Origin of the sequence: Komagataeibacter melomenusus (assembly GCF_013155395.1) — a bacterium.
GTDB lineage: Bacteria > Pseudomonadota > Alphaproteobacteria > Acetobacterales > Acetobacteraceae > Komagataeibacter > Komagataeibacter melomenusus.
Window position 1 is genome coordinate 1 of sequence record NZ_JABJWC010000018.1, and the last position, 18,929, is coordinate 18,929.

Consider the following 18,929-nt stretch of genomic DNA (forward strand, 5'->3'; position numbering starts at 1 on the left):
GCCCAGCGCCGCCCCCGTGCCCGCCCCCGCCAGAACGCCAAGCAGGCCGGGCGAAACCAGCGGGTTGCGAAACACCGCCTGATACGCCGCTCCGGCCACCGAAAGCGCGGCCCCCACGCAGATGGCACCACCGATGCGTGGCAGGCGCGCGCCAAACACCACGCTATGCACCATATGCGCCTGTGGCGTATCGGCCCGCGCCACCAGCCCGATGCTGGCCGCCAGCGCGTGCAGCACCTGCGCGGGCTGCACCGCAAAGCGCCCGATACAGGCCGAGAAAACCGCAAGCCCCACCAGCACGATAGTCGCCAGCGCCGCAATCATCAGCCCGCGCAGCCTCAAGGGGCAGTACCCGCCACGGGCAGCGGGGGCTGGCCTGCAAGGATGCGCTGCGCGTCATCCTCACTCAGGTTGTAATGGAAATAGGTGCGGTAGAAGTCCCGCGTCAGCACCACGGGGTCGGTGTCCGTAAACAGGTCGGGATGCAGCGTTTTTGCCGCCCAACTGATCTGGAGCGGCAGTTCGCTGCCATAACGATCCCACGGGAAAACGCCAGATGGGTTGGCATGCACCCGCCCGTTACGCACGGCGTCCAACCGCTGCCACAGCCCGCCATCGGCGGCAAGGTCGATGGTGCCGCACTCGGGGCCGAGGATGATGACATCGGGGTTCCACGCTGCCACCTGCTCGGGCGTGACCGGCTTCATGTTGCCACTCACCCCGGTTGCGGCATTGCGGCCGCCCGCCAGCGTAATCCATTCATCCACGATGCTGTCCGCCCCGTCCACCCGCAGCGGGTGCAGCGACTGGATGTGCAGCACGCGCGGGCGCGTGGCCTCGGGCACGCTGGCCAGGCGCTCGCGCACGTCATTGACCGTCTGCTTCATCATGGTGCGGTAATGCGTGGCAGTAGCGTGCGCGTGCTCGGTGCCCAGAGCCGCCGCCGTCATGTCCACCACGCGCAGCAGGCCATCGACATCCTGGAACGAGGACACCAGCACCGGAATGCCCACCGCGCCAAACGCCGTAATGGCAGCCGAGGCCTGCGGCACGAACACGAGGTCCACCTGGTCGCGCAGCAGGGATTCCGCATTGACCTGCGGCCCGTTGACCACCCGCGCCTGCCCAAGGGCCGGAAACACCCGGTACATCCACGGCCGCGCCTGCGGGCTGTCCACCGTGATGACAATCTGCTGCACGCCGCCAAGCATCAGCAGCAGTTCGTTATGGGCGAACCACAGGTCGGCAATGCGGGCGGGATGGTCGGGCACGGCCTGCGCGTGGCCTGCCATGTCCGTAATCTCGCGCGCCGTGGCACAATGGACCACGAGGCCCGCTGCCATGGCGCATGCCAGCGCCCCCGTTGCTACAGTGCATCTGCCCCAGTTCACAATCCTGTCCCCTGAGCGGTTATTATATCCTTGCAGATATATAGACTAACCGGCCCGGCGCAATCAGTCCCGCAGAGGTTGCCTGAAAAGCCACCCCTGAAAACATAAGGACGTTTTTGGTGAAGCTTTTTTCAAAGAGCTGAAAAAAATGCCGCCTTTTTAAAAAAGGCGGCACCCAAAAACTTTTGCTGTTTTTTAAATCTGCCTATCAGGCCTCGTAAGTACTCATATCGGGGCACGAGCAGATCAGGTTGCGATCGCCATAGGCATTGTCCAGCCGGTTGACGGGCGACCAGTATTTGCTTGCCGGGTGCACCGCGCCGGGCAGGCAGGCGCTCGCGCGGTCATAGGCGCGCGCCCAGTCGGGGTCAGTCAGGTCGCGCACGGTGTGCGGCGCGTGGCGCAGGGGGCTTTGCTCAATGGTGAGTTCGCCTGCCGCAACCGCGCTGATTTCCTTGCGAATGGCGATCATCGCATCACAGAACCGGTCCAGTTCGGCCCGGCTTTCGGACTCGGTCGGCTCGATCATGAACGTGCCCGCCACCGGAAAGCTGACCGTAGGCGCATGGAAGCCGTGGTCAACCAGCCGCTTGGCAATGTCATCGACCGTCACCCCCGTCTCGTCCTTGAGCGGGCGCAGGTCGATGATGCATTCATGCGCAACGCGCCCATTGGCCCCCTGATACAGCACCGGGTAATGGCCCGCGAGGCGGGTAGCGATGTAATTGGAGTTCAGGATCGCGACCTCGGTGGCGCGTTTCAGCCCCGCATCGCCCATCATGACCATGTACATCCACGAAATGGGCAGCACATCCGCCGAGCCGAAGGGAGCTGCCGAAATGGCATTGGCCCCGCCATCCTGCGGCGCACCCGGCAGGTAGGGGGCCAGATGCGCCCCCACCCCGATCGGCCCCATGCCGGGACCACCGCCACCATGGGGAATGCAGAAGGTCTTGTGCAGGTTGAAGTGGCTGACATCGCCGCCATACACGCCCGGCTGCGCAAGGCCCACCTGCGCGTTGAGGTTTGCGCCATCAACGTAAACCTGCCCGCCTGCCGCATGCACCAGTTCACAGATCTCGCGCACGTTCTCCTCAAACACGCCGTGGGTCGAGGGATAGGTGATCATGATCGCAGCCAGCGCATCGGCGTGCTTTGCAATCTTGGCCTTCAGGTCCTCGATATCGACATTGCCGTGGCTGTCGCACGCCACGACCACCACCTTCATGCCTGCCATCTGGGCGGAGGCCGGGTTGGTGCCATGCGCCGAGGCCGGGATGAGGCATACATCACGCCCCATGTCGCCGCGTGCGCGATGGTAGCCGCGAATGGCCATCAGCCCCGCAAACTCGCCCTGCGCGCCCGAGTTGGGCTGGAGCGACACCGCCGCATAGCCGCTGATCTGGCACAGCATGCGCTCAAGGTCGGTAAACAGCCGGGCATAGCCGCGCATCTGGTCGGCTGGCGCGAAGGGGTGGATATTGCAGAATTCAGGCCACGTGATCGGCAGCATCTCCGCCGTGGCGTTGAGCTTCATGGTGCACGAGCCCAGCGGAATCATCGAGCGGTCAAGCGCAAGGTCACGGTCGGCCAGGCGGCGCATGTAGCGCAGCATGTCGGTTTCCGACTGGCAGGCCGAGAAGATCGGCTGGGCCAGCAGTTCACCCGTGCGCACGAGGCTCCCGGGGATGGCGCTGCCCGGAGCGGCAAGCCCGGCCTCGACCTGTGCCATGCGGGCAGCATCGCCACTGACAGCGGCCCAGATGGCGCGCACCGTGTCGGGTGTTGTGGTCTCGTCAAGGCTGATGCCCACATGGGCGGCATCGACCCGGCGCAGGTTCATGCCCGCAGCGAGCGCGCGCGCCATGACGGCATCCGTTTGCGCGCCGGTGTTGAGCGTTACGGTATCAAAGAACGCCTGCGTCACCACCTCGGCGCCCAGCGCGCGCAGGCCAGCGGCAAGGATGGTAGCAAGGCGGTGGATGCGCGTGGCAATGGCCTTCAGCCCCACCGGCCCATGATACAGCGCGTACATGGACGACACGATGGCTGGCAGCGCCTGCGCCGTGCAGATGTTCGATGTCGCCTTCTCGCGGCGGATGTGCTGCTCGCGTGTCTGGAGCGCCAGACGGTAGGCGGGCTTGCCGCGCGCATCGATCGACACGCCCACGATGCGGCCGGGAATGTTGCGGCGGAAGGCATCGCGCACCGCCATATAGGCCGCATGCGGCCCACCGGCCCCCATGGGCATGCCGTAGCGCTGCATGGACCCCACCGCGATATCGGCCCCGAGTGCGCCAGGGCTTTGCAGCAGCATCAGCGCCAGCGGATCGGCGCACAGGGCGGCGATGGCACCGGCTGCGTGCAGCTTTTCAATCCACGCACGCGGATCACGGATCTCACCCGTCGAGCCGGGATACTGGAACACCGCGCCAAATACCGCCTGCGCATCGAGGTCGGTGGCGGGGTCACCCACCACCACCTGCCAGCCCAGCGGCTCGGCGCGGGTGCGGATGACGGCGATGGTCTGCGGGTGGCAGGCAGCATCGACAAAGAACGCCTGCGCCTTGCTCCGGGCCACGCGGCGGGCCATGGCCATGGCCTCGGCTGCGGCGGTGCCTTCATCGAGCAGCGAGGCGTTGGCCACGTCCAGCCCGGTCAGTTCGATCACCAGTGTCTGGAAGTTGAGCAGCGCTTCAAGCCGCCCCTGGCTGATCTCGGGCTGGTAGGGGGTATAGGCGGTGTACCAGGCCGGGTTTTCCAGCACGTTGCGCTGGATCACGCCGGGCAGGATGGTGTCGTAATAGCCCTGGCCGATCAGCGATGTCAGCACCCGGTTCTCGCCTGCTATGCCGCGCAGCCGGGCCAGCGCCACATGCTCGGGCACGCCCGCGCCAAGACCCATGGCGCCATCAAGGCGGATGGAGCCGGGCACGGTCTGGGCCATCAGGGTGTCGAGCGTATCCGCACCCACCACGCGCAGCATGGCCGCCACGTCATGTGCATCAGGGCCGACATGCCGGGCGCAGAACGCCCCGGCATCATCGCCCGTATCTTGCCACAGGGAAGAAGAACCGCAGGAAGAAGACGTCACGGCCAGCATACTCCGTAAGAGGTGGGAACGGGGGGTTAAAAATCAGCCAACCAGCGCGGTGTAGGTGGCGTGGTCCATCAGCCCTTCAAGCTGGGTGGCGTCAGCCACGGTCATGCGCACGATCCAGCCTTCGCCCTCGGGGTCGCGGTTGATAAGGGCCGCGTCATCGGTCAGTGCGTCATTGAAGGCCAGCACATCGCCCGTGACCGGGGCATAGATGTCGGATGCCGCCTTGACGGATTCGACCACCGCCACGCTGTCGCCCTGCTCCACGGTGGTGCCGGGGTCACGCGCTTCGGAGAACACGATCTCGCCGAGTTCATTGGCCGCATGCGCCGTAATGCCGACCACGGCCTCATTGCCTTCAACGCGCAGCCACTCATGTTCCTTGGTGTAATAGACGGTCATGTCCGTATTTCCTTGATCTGAATAGGAGTTTGAAAAAACAGCAAAAACTAGCGCTTGAACGTAGCGGGCACGAAGGGCAGCGCCACGACCGATACCGGCAGCAGCCGCCCGCGCACGCTGGCAAACAGCCGCGTGCCCACACCAGCATGGTCAGTCGCCACATAACCCATGGCCACCGGGCCGCCCACGCTGGGACCAAACGCGCCGGACGTGACCCGGCCCGCAGGCACCTGCCCTGCCTCATCGGCAAACAGCGCCACACCGCCGCGCACCGGGGCGCGGCCTTCAGCACGCAGGCCCACACGGCGGCGCGTCGTGCCATCGGCCAACTGGTCGGCCACGATGCGCGCGCCGGGGTAGCCACCCGCGCGCGCCCCGCCGGGCTTGCGGCTTTTCTGGATGGACCATTCCAGCGCCCCTTCCACCGGGGTGGTGGTCAGGTCGATATCCGCGCCGTACAGGCACAGGCCCGCTTCAAGCCGCAGGCTGTCACGCGCGCCAAGCCCCACGGGCGCCACATCGGGCTGGGCCAGCAGGGCGCGGGCCACGGTTTCGGCGCCCTCGTTGGCCATGCCGATTTCATACCCGTCCTCACCGGTATAGCCCGAGCGCGAGACGATGCAGGACACACCCGCAAGGTCCATTTCCGCCACATCCATGAAGCGCATGGCGGCGGCTGCGGGGTTAAGGGCGGTGAGCGCGGCCTCGGCAGCGGGGCCCTGGAGTGCGATCAGCGCGCGGCCATCAAGCCTCTCCACCGTGCAGGTTTCGTTCAGGGCCTTGTGCACATGGGCAAAATTGGCCGCCTTGCAGGCCGCATTGACCACGAGCAGCAGCCACGCGCCCATGTTGGTCACCATCAGGTCATCGCTGATGCCGCCATCATCGGTGGTGAACACGGCATAGCGCTGGCGGCCGGGCTTGAGCGCCACAATATCGGCAGGCACCAGCGCCTCGAGAGCGTGAGCCGCATCGGCGATGTTGCCCGAGCGCGGGCGGATGCGCACCTGCCCCATGTGCGAGACATCGAACAGACCCGCTTTGGCCCGCGTGTGCAGGTGCTCGGCCATGACGCCGGCAGGGTACTGCACCGGCATGTCGTAGCCTGCAAACGGCACCATGCGGGCGCCGAGTTCGATATGAAGGTCGTAAAGCGGGGTGCGCAGCAGGGGCTGGGTCATGCGGGCTGGGCCTTGTGCAGGTTCGCAGGCACGCGCGCGGCCCCGCATGCCAGGCATGCGGATGGGCAGGCACGAAACGCGCCAGCGGAACAGGTCGGGGGAAATGCGGAGAACACGGTAACGAACGGCGTAGGCATGCGGGACTCCTGTCGAATCCTGTGTGGATTCTTAAGTGCCCCTTCTGTCGCATGTGCCTGAGATCGCTATCCCGTCGGCGGGCATCCGGGTTGGCGGACACCTCTTTCCAGAAGTCTTGGCCGACCGGTCCTTTGGCCTGAGAGTTTCCGGGGCGGTTGCTCCTTCGGCGCTGGCGCGGGGCCAGTCTCTCCCGTGTCGACAAAGCTGACTTGACATGAGCCGATACGCCAAGTCAATCCATGAAAATGCGCAACGATCGCGCACATCATGACACCGCCCACCGCAGGCATTACGTTCTGGGCCTGTAACGTAAAAAGGATGATCCCTTCATGAGCACAAGCCCGCTGACCATCGTGGCCGAATTCCGCGTTCCCGCCGAACATCGCGCCCACTTTCTCGAACTCTGCGCCTATGACAGCGCCCATTCCGTGGCAGATGAAAGCGGCTGCCAGCGCTTTGAGGCCGTCTGCCCGCTCGATGACCCGCACACCGTCATCCTGGTGGAAGTCTATGATGATGAAGCCGCCTTCGAGACCCATCTCGCCACCCCGCATTTCAAGGTGTTCGAAGTGGCCGTGAAGGAACTGGGCGTGGATCTGGTCAGCCTGCGCAAGACCGCCCGCATCGCCCCCCGCGCCTGACCACCGGCCTGAAAGCACAACAGAAAAGGGCCGGAGGGGTGTACCCCTCCGGCCCTTTTTTACGCCAGCCCCAAGCCAGGCGCGACAGGCTCAGCGCGGCAGGTTCTGGGCGATATAGGGCGGCAGGACGAAGGCGGCGACATGCATCTCCGGCGTCCAGTAGCGCGTGTTCGCAATGCCCGCCTTTTCGGCGCGCGCGCGGATCACATCAGCCGCGTGGCGGCCCGGCACCGTGCCCTTGGCGGCCACGCCCAGCGTCATGAACCCGCCCACATAGGTCGGCACGGCCGCGACATAGGCCGAGACATGATCAAAGAACTGCGCGCGCCGCGCACTGGTGTCACGCAGTTCATCCGCCTGCATGAACGGCACGCCGCACTGGTTCACGATAATGCCGTTGGCGCTGAGGATGCGGGCGCAGTGCCTGTAGAACGAATCGGTAAACAGCACCTCGCCCACGCCGATCGGGTCGGTGCTGTCGACAATGATGACATCAAACGAGCCATCCGCCGCGTTCGTCACGTATTCGATGCCATCGCCCACGATCACCTCGGCGCGGGGGTCGTTCCAGGCATCGCCCGCAATGGCGGGCAGGAACTTCTTGGAAAGTGCGATGACCTCGCCATCAATCTCGACCATCACGGCCTTTTCCACCGTGCGGTGCTCGAGCACGCGGCGCAGCACGCCGCCATCGCCCGCGCCGATGATCAGCACGCGCTTCGCATCGCCATGCTCGAGCAGCGGCACATGGGTCAGCATTTCCTGATAGACGAATTCGTCGCGTTCCGTGATCTGGACCACGCCATCAAGCATCAGCACCCGGCCAAGGTCGACGTTCTCGAACACCGCAATGTCCTGAAACTGGCTTTTGGTGCGTGCCAGCAGCCTATCCACGCTCAGTTCCTGCCGCCAGCCCTGATACAGGCCCTCGCTGATCCACTCACGGGACATGACCAACCCCCTTTTTTCCGTCCTAATCGATGCACATGAAAAAGCACGGGCCGGAAATACATCCGGCCCGCCACTTCGACTTTGATTTACTGAAAGCACGCCAGGGCGCATAAACGCCACCCCGGCCACAGCTGCTTAAAGCTGCACGCGCCCACGGCGCTGCTCGTCCACCTCGATCCGGCCCGCCTGGAACAGGCGCTGCATGACCGGAATGGCAAGGTGCGGATCGCACGCCCCGCACATGAAAATATCCACGGCGGCAAAATTGCGCTCGGGCCATGTGTGGATCGAGATGTGACTTTCCGCCAGCACCACCACGCCCGACACGCCGCCATTGGGCGTGAAGTGATGGAAGTGACTGTGCAGGATCGTCGCCCCCGCCGTGACGGCGGCCTCGCACAGGGTACGGTCGATCTGTTCCGGATCATCGAGATTCCGGGCATCCCACAGATCGACAAGAAGGTGCGTTCCCGCAAACTTCATTCCGTCTTTCTCGACGAAATAATCCTTCCGGTCGTCCTCGGACGAAAACGGCGCTGAAGAGATCTGGTTATCGCTCGGGTGTTCCGAGACCATCCCCAGTTGAGCAAGTGCGTTCATCACGTACCCCCAAACCAGTAGACAGCCTGTTGGGCAGAATTGCCCCCTTGGGCCAAGAGAGGCGCTGATAGGGCCTGCGGGGCTTGGGGTGCAAGTGTTTTTCGCAGCCTGCGAAAAGTTTTTTGCACCTGCCCCGCAACCCTGTGCGCAAAGCGGTGTCTATTTTGCCGGTTTACGCTTCGCTTTTGCCGGTTTTTCTTTCTTTTTCGGGCTTTCAGGCGTTTTGCCGTCGGTTGCCACTGTGGCTTTTTTGCCGCGTGGCCTGCGCGGCGCGGGCGCCGACTCTTCCACCGGCACCAGCGGCCTGTGCTCCAGCAGCGGGCGCAGGAATCGCCCGGTATGGCTTTCAGGCGTGGCGGCCACCTGCTCGGGCGTGCCGCAGGCCACGATGCGGCCCCCGCCATCGCCACCCTCCGGCCCCATGTCGATCACCCAGTCAGCGGTCTTGATCACCTCGAGGTTGTGCTCGATCACCACCACCGTGTTGCCCTGGTCCACGAGGGCATGCAGCACCTCGAGCAGCTTGCGCACGTCCTCGGTGTGCAGGCCGGTGGTGGGTTCATCAAGGATGTAGAGCGTGCGGCCCGTGGCCCGGCGCGCCAGTTCCTTTGACAGCTTGACACGCTGCGCCTCACCGCCCGAAAGGGTGGTGGCCTGCTGGCCCAGCGCCACGTAGCCCAGCCCCACCTTCTGGAGTATGGCCAGCCGGTCACGGATGCGTGGCACGGCGGAGAAATAGGGCAGCGCCTCGTCTACCGACATGGCCAGCACATCGGCAATCGACTTGCCGCGGAACTTCACGTCCAGCGTCTCGCGGTTGTAGCGCGCGCCCTTGCAGGTATCACACGTGACGAACACATCAGGCAGGAAGTGCATCTCGATCTTGAGCACGCCATCGCCCTGGCAGGCCTCGCACCGCCCGCCCTTTACGTTGAACGAGAAGCGCCCGGGCTTGTAGCCACGCGCCTTGCTCTCGGGCAGTTCGGCAAACCAGTCGCGGATGGGGGCGAACAGGTCGGTATAGGTAGCCGGGTTGGAGCGCGGCGTGCGCCCGATGGGCGACTGGTCGATGTCGATGATCTTGTCGAGCTGGTCCAGCCCGTCGATGCCCGTATAGGGCGCCGGGTTCTGCCCCGAGCCCATCAGCTTGCGCGAGAGCGCCTTGTACAGCGTGTCGATCACCAGCGTGGACTTGCCGCCACCCGAAACCCCGGTGACACAGGTAAACGTGCCCAAGGGGAACTTTGCGGTCACGTCCTTGAGGTTGTTGCCCGTGGCCCCGCGCAGCACGAGTTCGCGCTTGGGGTCGATCTTGCGGCGCTTTGCGGGCACGGGAATGCATTTGCGGCCTGACAGATAGGCACCGGTCAGACTGTCCGGGTTGGCCGCCACTTCCTGCGGGGTGCCGGCGGCGACGATGTTGCCGCCGTTTACGCCAGCGCCCGGCCCCATGTCGATCAGCCAGTCAGCGGCGCGGATGGCATCCTCGTCATGCTCGACGACGATGAGCGTGTTGCCCAGTTTCTTGAGCCGGTCGAGCGTGCCGAGCAGGCGCTCGTTATCGCGCTGGTGCAACCCGATCGAGGGTTCATCAAGCACATACAGCACGCCCGTCAGCCCCGAGCCGATCTGGCTGGCCAGCCGGATGCGCTGGCTCTCGCCGCCTGAAAGCGTGGCCGAGCCGCGCGAGAGCGTGAGATAGTCCAGCCCCACGTCATCAAGAAAGCGCAGCCGGTCGAGGATCTCGCGCAATATGCGCCGCGCGATCTCGGCGCGCTGGGGGGTGAGCGTGGCTTCTACCGTGCCGAACCATTCCAGCGCCCTGCTGATGGGCATGTCGGATGCCTGCGCGATGTTCAGCCCCGCCACCTTGACCGAGAGCGCCTCGGGCCGCAGGCGCGCGCCATCGCACACATGACAAGGCTTTTCGGACTGGTAGCGCGAGAGTTCCTCGCGCACCCACACGCTGTCGGTCTCGGCCATGCGGCGGCGCAGGTTGGTCACCACGCCCTCGAACGGCTTGGTCAGGCTGTAGGCGCGGCGGTCGTCGCGATAGGTGAATTCAATGGGGTCTTTCCCGCCCTCAAGGATCACGTCGCGCACGCCCTGAGGCAGGTCTTCCCACGGGGTCTCCATCGACACGCCGTAATGCCTGGCGATGGAGGCCAGCGTCTGGGCATAGTACGGGCTCTGGCTATTGCGCCAGGGTGCGATGGCGCCCGCGGCCAGCGAGAGCGATTCGTCGGGCACGATCAGGCGCGGGTCGAAAAAGGTTTCCTGCCCGATGCCATCACAGGCCGGGCACGCGCCCTGCGGGGCGTTGAACGAGAACAGGCGCGGCTCGACCTCCTCAAGCGTAAAGCCGCTGACCGGGCAGGCGAAGCGCGAGGAGAACACCGTGCGCGGGGCTTCCTCGCCTTCCTTGGCCCCCTTCACCACCTCCTCGGCATAGACCAGCCCGTCGGACAGGCCGAGGGCGGTCTCGAAACTGTCGGCCAGGCGGCTCTCGATGCCCGCCTTGACCACGATGCGGTCCACCACGGCCTCGACCGTGTGGCGCAGGCGGCGGTTGAGTTCGGGCACCTCGTCAATGGTGTAGAGCGTGCCGTCCACCTTGGCGCGGGTGAAGCCCTTGCGCTGGAGGTCGGCCAGTTCCTTCTTGCACTCGCCCTTGCGGTCGCGCAGCACCGGGGCGAGCAGCATCAGCCGCGTGCCCTCGGGCATGGCCATGACGCGGTCGACCATCTGGCTGATGGTCTGCGCCTCGATCGGCAGGCCGGTGGCGGGCGAATACGGTACGCCAGCGCGCGCCCATAGCAGGCGCATGTAGTCATGCACCTCGGTCACGGTGCCGACGGTGGAGCGCGGGTTCTTTGACGTGGTCTTCTGCTCGATGGAGATGGCAGGCGACAGCCCCTCGATCGAATCGACATCGGGCTTGCCCATCAACTCAAGGAACTGCCGCGCATAGGCCGATAGGCTCTCGACATAGCGCCGCTGGCCTTCGGCATAGACCGTATCGAACGCCAGCGAGGACTTGCCCGAGCCGGACAGGCCGGTCATGACCGTGAGCGCATCACGCGGGATGTCCACATCGACATTCTTGAGATTATGCGCGCGCGCTCCGCGCACGCGAATGGACTGCTGGCTGACATGCTGACCCGCCGGAACCTGCCCCGGACGCGAAGAAACGCTCATGAACTCTCCCTGTTCCGCCCCCGTGGGGATGGCGGATGCTGGCCACGATATCCGGCCCTGCCATATCTGGTTGCGCCGGTCCATTCAGACAAGGGCCGTGATACACTGGCCTGCCAGCGTACTATACGGTAAGATCGCCCCATCTATTGCGCCACGGCAGCCTGACAGGCGGCCATCGTGGCAGCCGACGGGGGCCTCCGGTCCATGATCCGTCGGCCCCATATTCGAAGGACAGCATATGGCGGGCAGCGTCAACAAGGTCATTCTGGTCGGTAACCTGGGCAAGGACCCCGAAGTGCGGAACAGCCAGAGCGGGGCGAAGATCGTCTCGCTCACCCTGGCCACGAGCGACACATGGAATGACCGCGCCTCGGGCGAGCGGCGCGAGCGCACCGAATGGCACCGGGTCGTCATCTTCAACGAACGCCTGGGCGATGTGGCCGAGCGCTTTTTGCGCAAGGGCCGCAAGGTCTATCTCGAGGGCACGCTCCAGACCCGCAAATGGACCGATCAGAGCGGCCAGGACCGCTACACCACCGAGGTGGTGATCGACCGCTTCCGTGGCGAACTGGTGCTGCTTGACAGCAACCGCGGCGGTGACGCCGGTGGCGGTGATGACATGGGCGGCGGCTATGGCGGTGGTGGTGGCGGTGGCGGCTACAGCGCACCCGCGCGCAGCCAGCCCCAGCGCAGCGAGCGCCCGGCAGGCGGTAGCGGTAGTGGCGGCGGATGGGACGCCCCCGCCGGTGGCAGCGACCTGGATGACGAAATTCCGTTCTGAGCCGCCCCTGCCCCCTGCGCGGCGCTTCGCGCCGGGGGGCAAGCCATGCTATGAGAGACGCAGGGATATGATGGCCGCCAACCGCGCCATGCCTGCCTTCCGCTCCACCCCCGTGGCCTTCTGGCCGTGGGGGCGGATAACCCTGACATGACGGAACTGCCTTGACCGAGATACCCGACGATCCCCTGCCCCCGTCCGACATGCTGCCGGTCACGATCGAGGAGGAAATGCGCTCCTCCTACCTGGCTTACGCCATGTCCGTCATTGTCAGCCGCGCCCTGCCTGATGTGCGCGACGGGCTGAAGCCGGTCCATCGCCGCATCCTGTATTCCATGCGCGAGAGCGGGTTCACGCACGACAAGCCCTACCGCAAGTCGGCCCGCGCGGTGGGTGACGTGATGGGTAAATACCACCCCCATGGCGACTCCTCGATCTATGACGCCATGGTGCGCATGGCGCAGTCGTGGTCGATGCGGGTGAAGCTGATCGACGGACAGGGCAATTTCGGCTCGGTGGATGGCGATTCGCCCGCCGCCATGCGTTATACCGAGGCGCGCCTGGCCAAGGCCGCCGCCTTCCTGCTTGATGACATCGACCGTGATACCGTCGACTTCCAGCCCAACTATGATGAAAGCGAGCAGGAACCCCAGATCCTGCCCGCGGCCTTCCCCAACCTTTTGGTCAATGGCGCATCGGGCATCGCGGTGGGCATGGCCACCAACATCCCGCCGCACAACCCCACCGAGATCATCGATGCGACGCTGGCGCTCATTGCCCGCCCGGACATGACGCTCGATGACCTGCTTGAATACGTGCCCGGCCCCGACTTCCCCACCGGTGGCACCATCCTTGGCCGCGCGGGCATCCGCAGCGCGTTCGAGACCGGGCGCGGCTCGGTCATCATCCGCGCGAAGGCCGAGATCGAGGACATCCGCAAGGACCGCAAGGCCATCATCGTCACCGAGATCCCGTATCAGGTGAACAAGGCCACGTTGCAGGAGCGCATTGCCGACCTCGTGCGCACCAAGCAGGTGGAAGGCATTTCCGACATCCGCGACGAGAGCGACCGCTCGGGCATGCGCATCGTCATCGAGATCAAGCGCGAGGCGACGCCGGAGGTGGTGCTCAACCAGCTCTACCGCTTCACGCAGCTCCAGACCTCATTCGGCGTGAACATGCTCGCCCTTGATGGCGGCCAGCCGCGCCTGATGGGGCTGAAGGACGTGCTCGAGGCGTTCATCCGCTTCCGCGAGGACGTGATCCTGCGCCGCGCGCGCTTCGACCTCAACAAGGCCCGCGACCGCGCCCACCTGCTCGTTGGCCTGGTCATTGCGGTGGCCAACATCGATGCCGTGATCGCGCTGATCCGCTCGGCCCCCGACACGGCAGCCGCCCGTGCGTCGCTCATGGCGCGCGCGTGGGATGCGGCTGACGTGGCGCCGCTGCTCGAACTCATCCATGATGAAGGCAATGTCATCGTGGACGGCAAGGTCCACCTGACCGAGGCGCAGGCCCGTGGCATCCTTGAGCTGCGCCTGCAGCGCCTGACCGGGCTTGAGCGCGACAAGATCCAGAGCGAACTCTCGGAAGTGGCGGTCAAGATCAACGAGCTGCTGGAAATCATCGCCAGCCGCCCGCGCCGCATGGAGGTGATGTGCACGGAGCTCGCCACCATCCGCGCCGAACTCGCCACGCCCCGCGCCACCGACATTGCCGATTACGCTGGCGACCAGACCGATGAAAGCCTGATCGAACCCGGCCAGATGGTGGTCACCATCACGCGCGAGGGCTTCATCAAGCGCACGCCGCTTGATGTCTTCCGCGCCCAGAACCGGGGCGGGCGTGGCCGCACGGCGGCAGGAAGGCGGGGTGATGACATCATCGTCCGCTCGTTCAACGCGCATACGCACCAGTGGGTTCTGTTCTTCTCATCGGGTGGCAAGGCCTACCGCGAGAAGGTGTGGCGCCTGCCCGAGGCCAGCCCCACCGCCAAGGGCCGCGCACTGGTCAACCTGCTGCCCGACCTGGGCAGCGACACGATTACCGCCGTCCTGCCGCTGCCGCAGGATGAGGATCTGTGGGAGAACCTGCACCTCGTCTTCGCCACTGCCTCGGGCAGCGTGCGGCGCAACCGGCTGAGCGATTTCCGCAACATCCGCTCATCCGGCCTGATCGCCATGAAGCTCGATGAGGATGACCGCCTGATCGGCGTTGCCACCTGCCGCGAGGGGCAGGACGTGTTCCTTGGCACCCGCAATGCGCGCTGCATCCGCTTCCAGATCACCGATGACACGCTACGCGTGTTTGCCGGGCGTGGCAGTTCGGGCGTGCGCGGCATCAAGCTGGCCGAGGGCGACAGCGTGAACAGCCTGTGCGTGCTCAACCATGTCGAGGCCACGGTGGAGGAACGCGCCGCCTACCTGCGCATGGCCAATGCCCGCCGCCGCGCCGAGGCCGCCGCTGGCGAGGATGAGGCCGAAGACATCATCACCCCCGATGATGACGAAACTGCAGGCGACCTGCCCCTGACCCCCGAGCGCTTCGCCGAACTCGAGGCGGCGGAGGAAGTGCTGCTGATCGTCAGCAACGCGGGCTTTGGCCGCCGCTCTTCCGCCTATGACTACCGCGTGAGCGGACGTGGCGGGCAGGGCATCAACAACATGACCTTCTCGGCCAACAAGCGCGGCAACGCGGTGGTGGCCACCCTGCCGGTGCTCGAGGGCACGGATGTGATGCTGGTGACCGATGCGGGCCGCCTGATCCGCCTGCCGATCGCGCAGGTGCGCATCATGTCGCGCCAGGCCAGCGGCGTGACCCTGTTCCGCCTGAACGATACGGAAGAGGTGACCAGCGTCTTCCCCGTGATGGATGACGGCGAAGAGGGCGAGGACGGTGATGCCGCCGAGACCGCCGCCCCTGATGCCGGCAGCGATGACTGAGGCCATTCCCGCCCGCACCGGCTTCTATCCGGGCACGTTCGATCCCGTGACCTGCGGGCACATGGATATTATCGAACGCGCAGCCGGGCTGATGGACCGGCTGGTGATCGGGGTGGCCGAAAACCCCGACAAGCACCCGCTCCTGCCGCTGGACGAGCGGATCATGTGCCTGCGCACCGATATCGAACCGCTCAATGCGGGGCGGGTCATTCCCATCACCGTTGTCGGTTTTACGGGGCTGGTGGTGCATGCGGCGCGTACGCATGGGGCGCATGCAATCATTCGCGGGCTGCGGGCGGTTGCGGATTTCGAATACGAGAACCAGATGTTCGGTATGAACCAGCACATGGCCCCGGACATTGACACGCTGTTCCTCATGGCGCGCGAGGGGCACCAGTACGTCTCCTCGCGGCTGGTGAAGGAAATAGCGAAGCTGGATGGGGACATTTCCGGTTTTGTCCCCCCCTTTACGCGCAGGCACATCCTGAGTCGCCTGCGCGGTTGACGGGCCGGGACCACGCCTTGGGCGGCCCTGCCCTCCCACCCCTATATTTACGAAACGGATCACGATGTCTGCTACTGAAAACAAGTCCGACCTGATCAACGTCGATCTCAAGACAGGACGGGTGGTGATCCGCCTGCGCCCCGACCTCGCGCCGCTGGCTGCCGAGCGCATCCGCACGCTGGCCGCGGAAGGCTTTTACGACAACACGCCCTTCCACCGCGTGATCCATGGCTTCATGGCGCAGGGCGGCGACCCCACGGGTACCGGCACCTCGGGCAGCAAGCTGCCGGACCTCAAGGCCGAGTTCACCAACAAGGCCAAGTTCGAGCGCGGCACGGTGGGCATGGCCCGCACCATGAACCCCAATAGCGCGAACAGCCAGTTCTTCATCATGTTCGAGCCCTCGCCGCACCTTGATGGCCAGTACACCATCGTGGGCCAGGTGATCGAAGGCATGGACCATATCGACCAGATCAAGCGTGGCGCGGGCCAGAGCGGTATGGTGCAGGACCCTGACCGCATCATCAAGATGCGCCCGGCCGACGCCGCGGCCTGATCGGCTCCCGCCGGGCGGCGCGCCCTGCCGCCGCCCGGCACCATCGCGCCAGCCTAAACGGCACGCGCAGGTTGACACTCCCGCCGTGGATGTTTAGAGACCTGCCCAAGGCGCCACGCCCCGGTTCGACCGGCAGGCTGGCCCCTTGATGAAACAGGTCATGTGAGCCGGTAGCTCAGTCGGTAGAGCATTCGACTTTTAATCGAATGGTCGTGGGTTCGAATCCCACCCGGCTCACCAGAACCCTCCCCTCCCTTTTCCGCTTTTATGATCCCACCGCCCCTGTTGCGTGGCGTGGGGCATGTTTGTTCGCGCATGCCACAACGAACCCATGGCGCTGCGACCCTACCCCCCAAATTTCGATATAACCACCATGGACCGCCCCGGCCCGTGGCGACAGGTCGTGGCCGGATGCAGACCCTGAAAGGGGCAGATGGCTCCAGAAAAATGCGTTTTCAGGCGGCTTCACATTCGGTTTAATAATTAAATTATCTTATTGCCAATTTTTTTATAATTTTATGTCTTGATCTATGGCTGTTTTTTCAAATAAATGGCCTTCCGCCATGCGGTCACAGGATATTCGCACATTCCGGCCGCTTTCCCTCCCGCTATCATTGCCGGTGCAATGGATGGCGAGCCTGCCCCGGCCCGGCGCAGGTGCTTCAGAGTCTGTGAGATGCCATGAGCCTGCACCCTGTCCTGACCGCCGTGACCGAGCGGGTCATTGCCCGTTCGGCCCGTACCCGCCGGGCCTATCTGGACCTGATCGCCCGCGAGCGTGAAAACGGCATCAGCCGCCCGCGCCTGGCCTGCGGCAACCTGGCCCACGCCATTGCGGCCTCGGGCAGCGACAAGGCAGGGCTGCGCACGGCAGGCGGCATGAATGTGGGCATCATCACCGCCTATAACGACATGCTCTCCGCCCACCAGCCCTATGGCCGCTATCCTGACCAGATCAAGCTGTTCGCGCGTGAGGTGGGCGGCACGGCGCAGGTGGCCGGTGGCACGCCCGCCATGTGCGATGGCGTGACCCAGGGCCAGCCGGGCATGGAAATCTCGCTGTTCAGCCGTGATGTGATTGCGCTGTCCACCGCCGTGGGGCTGAGCCATGGCATGTATGAAGGCGTGGCCATGCTGGGCATATGCGACAAGATCGTGCCCGGCCTGCTGATGGGCGCGCTGCGCTTTGGCCACCTGCCCACCATCCTGATCCCCTCCGGCCCCATGCCCTCGGGCCTGCCCAATAGCGAGAAGCAGCGCATCCGCCAGCTTTATGCCGAGGGCAAGGTCGGCAAGGACAGACTGATGGATGCGGAATCCGAATCCTATCACGCGGCGGGCACCTGCACCTTCTATGGCACGGCCAACACCAACCAGATGCTGATGGAGGTGATGGGCCTGCACCTGCCCGGCTCCTCCTTCGTGCCGCCCAACACCAGGCTGCGGCAGGAACTGACGCGTGCCGCCATCCACCGCCTGAGCGAGATCGGCGCGCGCGGCGAAGATTACCGCCCGCTGGGGCTGTGTGTTGATGAACGCGCCATTGTCAACGCCGCCGTGGGCCTGCTGGCCACGGGGGGATCGACCAACCTTGCCATCCACATCCCCGCCATGGCGCGGGCGGCGGGCATCATCATTGACTGGACCGACCTCGACCAGCTTTCGGCCATCGTGCCGCAGCTTACCCGCGTGTACCCCAACGGGTCGGAGGATGTGAACGCCTTCCACGCGGTAGGCGGCATGCCCAGCCTGATCGGCTCGCTGCTCGATGCCGGCCTGCTGCACCCCGATATCCTGACCGTGGCGCGTGGCGGCTTTAATGAATACCGCAAGAAGCCCGAACTGCGTGACGATAAGGTGGTGTGGGAAGAAGCTGGCCCCTCCACCAACGAGGGCATCCTGCGCGCGCCCGCCAACCCCTTCCGCGCCGATGGCGGCATGAAGGTGATGGAGGGCAATCTGGGGCGCGGCATCTACAAGACCAGTTCCGTCGCCCCCGAGCGCTGGACCATCGAGGCCCCGGCCGCCGTGTTCGACCACCAGGAAGACGTGCTGGCTGCCTTCCGCGATGGCAAACTCGACCGTGACGTGGTGGTCGTGGTGCGCTTTCAGGGCCCCGCCGCCAACGGCATGCCCGAGTTGCACAAGCTCACCCCCACCCTGGCGGTGTTGCAGGACCGCGGCCACAAGGTGGCACTCGTCACCGATGGCCGCATGTCGGGGGCCAGCGGCAAGGTGCCCGCTGCCATCCATATCGGGCCGGAAGCCTATGTGGGCGGACCGCTGTCGCTGCTGCGCGATGGCGATATGGTGCGCGTCTGTGCGCAGACAGGCCGCATCGAGGCACTGGTGGAGGCCAGCGTAATGGCCGACCGCACGCCCGCCCGGCCGCCCGCGCCACAGTTCGGCACCGGGCGCGAACTGTTTGCGCTGATGCGCAATAACGTGGACCTGCCCGAGCAGGGGGCCTCGGCCATTCTTGCTTCCATGGACCACATGGCGGCACAACAGAGCGCATGAACCCCAACGCCTTGCACAAGGAAGCC

The 18,929-nt window shown here is 65.2% G+C and carries 14 protein-coding genes, 1 tRNA gene and 1 riboswitch; of the genes, 7 read left to right on the plus strand and 8 right to left on the minus strand.

Annotated elements, in window-relative coordinates:
* From HNW77_RS08560 to gcvT, 5 genes are all read right to left on the minus strand, one after another.
* Positions 1 to 324 (minus strand): iron chelate uptake ABC transporter family permease subunit (locus HNW77_RS08560; RefSeq protein ID WP_172157000.1); only part of this gene is annotated, 324 nt, incomplete at its 3' end.
* Positions 325 to 338: 14 nt separating this feature from the next.
* Positions 339 to 1,343: an ABC transporter substrate-binding protein gene (locus HNW77_RS08565; protein WP_172156908.1), complete on the minus strand. Its 1,005-nt coding sequence runs from the start codon at positions 1,341 to 1,343 to the stop codon at positions 339 to 341.
* A 256-nt stretch (positions 1,344 to 1,599) separates the two neighbouring features.
* Positions 1,600 to 4,494, minus strand: a complete 2,895-nt coding sequence (gene gcvP / locus HNW77_RS08570) for an aminomethyl-transferring glycine dehydrogenase (RefSeq protein ID WP_172156910.1) — start codon at positions 4,492 to 4,494, stop codon at positions 1,600 to 1,602.
* 33 nt (positions 4,495 to 4,527) lie between these two features.
* Positions 4,528 to 4,893 carry a glycine cleavage system protein GcvH gene (gcvH, locus tag HNW77_RS08575; RefSeq protein ID WP_172156912.1) on the minus strand — a complete coding sequence of 122 codons (366 nt, stop codon included), beginning with the start codon at positions 4,891 to 4,893 and terminating at the stop codon, positions 4,528 to 4,530.
* A 47-nt stretch (positions 4,894 to 4,940) separates the two neighbouring features.
* A complete protein-coding gene (gene gcvT, locus HNW77_RS08580) occupies positions 4,941 to 6,074 on the minus strand; it encodes a glycine cleavage system aminomethyltransferase GcvT (protein WP_172156914.1) in 1,134 nt (377 codons plus the stop codon).
* Between the two features lie 253 nt (positions 6,075 to 6,327).
* A riboswitch (glycine riboswitch) is annotated at positions 6,328 to 6,415 on the minus strand.
* 126 nt (positions 6,416 to 6,541) lie between these two features.
* Between gcvT and HNW77_RS08585 the strand changes: the two genes are divergently transcribed.
* Positions 6,542 to 6,853: an antibiotic biosynthesis monooxygenase family protein gene (locus HNW77_RS08585; protein WP_172156916.1), complete on the plus strand. Its 312-nt coding sequence runs from the start codon at positions 6,542 to 6,544 to the stop codon at positions 6,851 to 6,853.
* Between the two features lie 90 nt (positions 6,854 to 6,943).
* On the opposite strand, the gene speE is transcribed toward HNW77_RS08585, so the two are convergent.
* The 3 genes from speE to uvrA all read right to left on the minus strand — a co-directional run bounded on the left by speE (position 6,944) and on the right by uvrA (position 11,602).
* Positions 6,944 to 7,804, minus strand: coding sequence for a polyamine aminopropyltransferase (speE, locus tag HNW77_RS08590; protein WP_172156918.1), 861 nt, complete (start codon positions 7,802 to 7,804; stop codon positions 6,944 to 6,946).
* A gap of 135 nt (positions 7,805 to 7,939) precedes the next feature.
* On the minus strand, positions 7,940 to 8,404 hold the full coding sequence (gene speD / locus HNW77_RS08595; protein WP_025437442.1) for an adenosylmethionine decarboxylase: 465 nt from the start codon (positions 8,402 to 8,404) through the stop codon (positions 7,940 to 7,942).
* Between the two features lie 159 nt (positions 8,405 to 8,563).
* The gene (gene uvrA / locus HNW77_RS08600; protein WP_172156920.1) at positions 8,564 to 11,602 is read right to left on the minus strand and encodes an excinuclease ABC subunit UvrA; all 3,039 of its coding nucleotides are present in this window, start codon (positions 11,600 to 11,602) and stop codon (positions 8,564 to 8,566) included.
* Between the two features lie 238 nt (positions 11,603 to 11,840).
* On the opposite strand from uvrA, the gene ssb reads away from it, so the two are divergent.
* From ssb to edd, 6 genes are all read left to right on the plus strand, one after another.
* Complete coding sequence (gene ssb, locus HNW77_RS08605; RefSeq protein WP_172156922.1) at positions 11,841 to 12,383, plus strand: single-stranded DNA-binding protein; 543 nt, start codon at positions 11,841 to 11,843, stop codon at positions 12,381 to 12,383.
* 161 nt (positions 12,384 to 12,544) lie between these two features.
* Positions 12,545 to 15,322, plus strand: a complete 2,778-nt coding sequence (gyrA, locus tag HNW77_RS08610) for a DNA gyrase subunit A (RefSeq protein WP_172156924.1) — start codon at positions 12,545 to 12,547, stop codon at positions 15,320 to 15,322.
* The gene (gene coaD, locus HNW77_RS08615) at positions 15,315 to 15,827 is read left to right on the plus strand and encodes a pantetheine-phosphate adenylyltransferase (protein ID WP_172156926.1); all 513 of its coding nucleotides are present in this window, start codon (positions 15,315 to 15,317) and stop codon (positions 15,825 to 15,827) included. The genes gyrA and coaD overlap by 8 nt, the downstream gene beginning before the upstream one ends.
* Positions 15,828 to 15,891: 64 nt before the next feature.
* Positions 15,892 to 16,383, plus strand: a complete 492-nt coding sequence (locus HNW77_RS08620; protein WP_172156928.1) for a peptidylprolyl isomerase — start codon at positions 15,892 to 15,894, stop codon at positions 16,381 to 16,383.
* 164 nt (positions 16,384 to 16,547) lie between these two features.
* Positions 16,548 to 16,623 (plus strand) — tRNA-Lys (locus HNW77_RS08625).
* 441 nt (positions 16,624 to 17,064) lie between these two features.
* On the plus strand, positions 17,065 to 18,903 hold the full coding sequence (edd, locus tag HNW77_RS08630; protein WP_172156930.1) for a phosphogluconate dehydratase: 1,839 nt from the start codon (positions 17,065 to 17,067) through the stop codon (positions 18,901 to 18,903).
* The last annotated feature ends 26 nt before the right edge of the window (positions 18,904 to 18,929 follow it).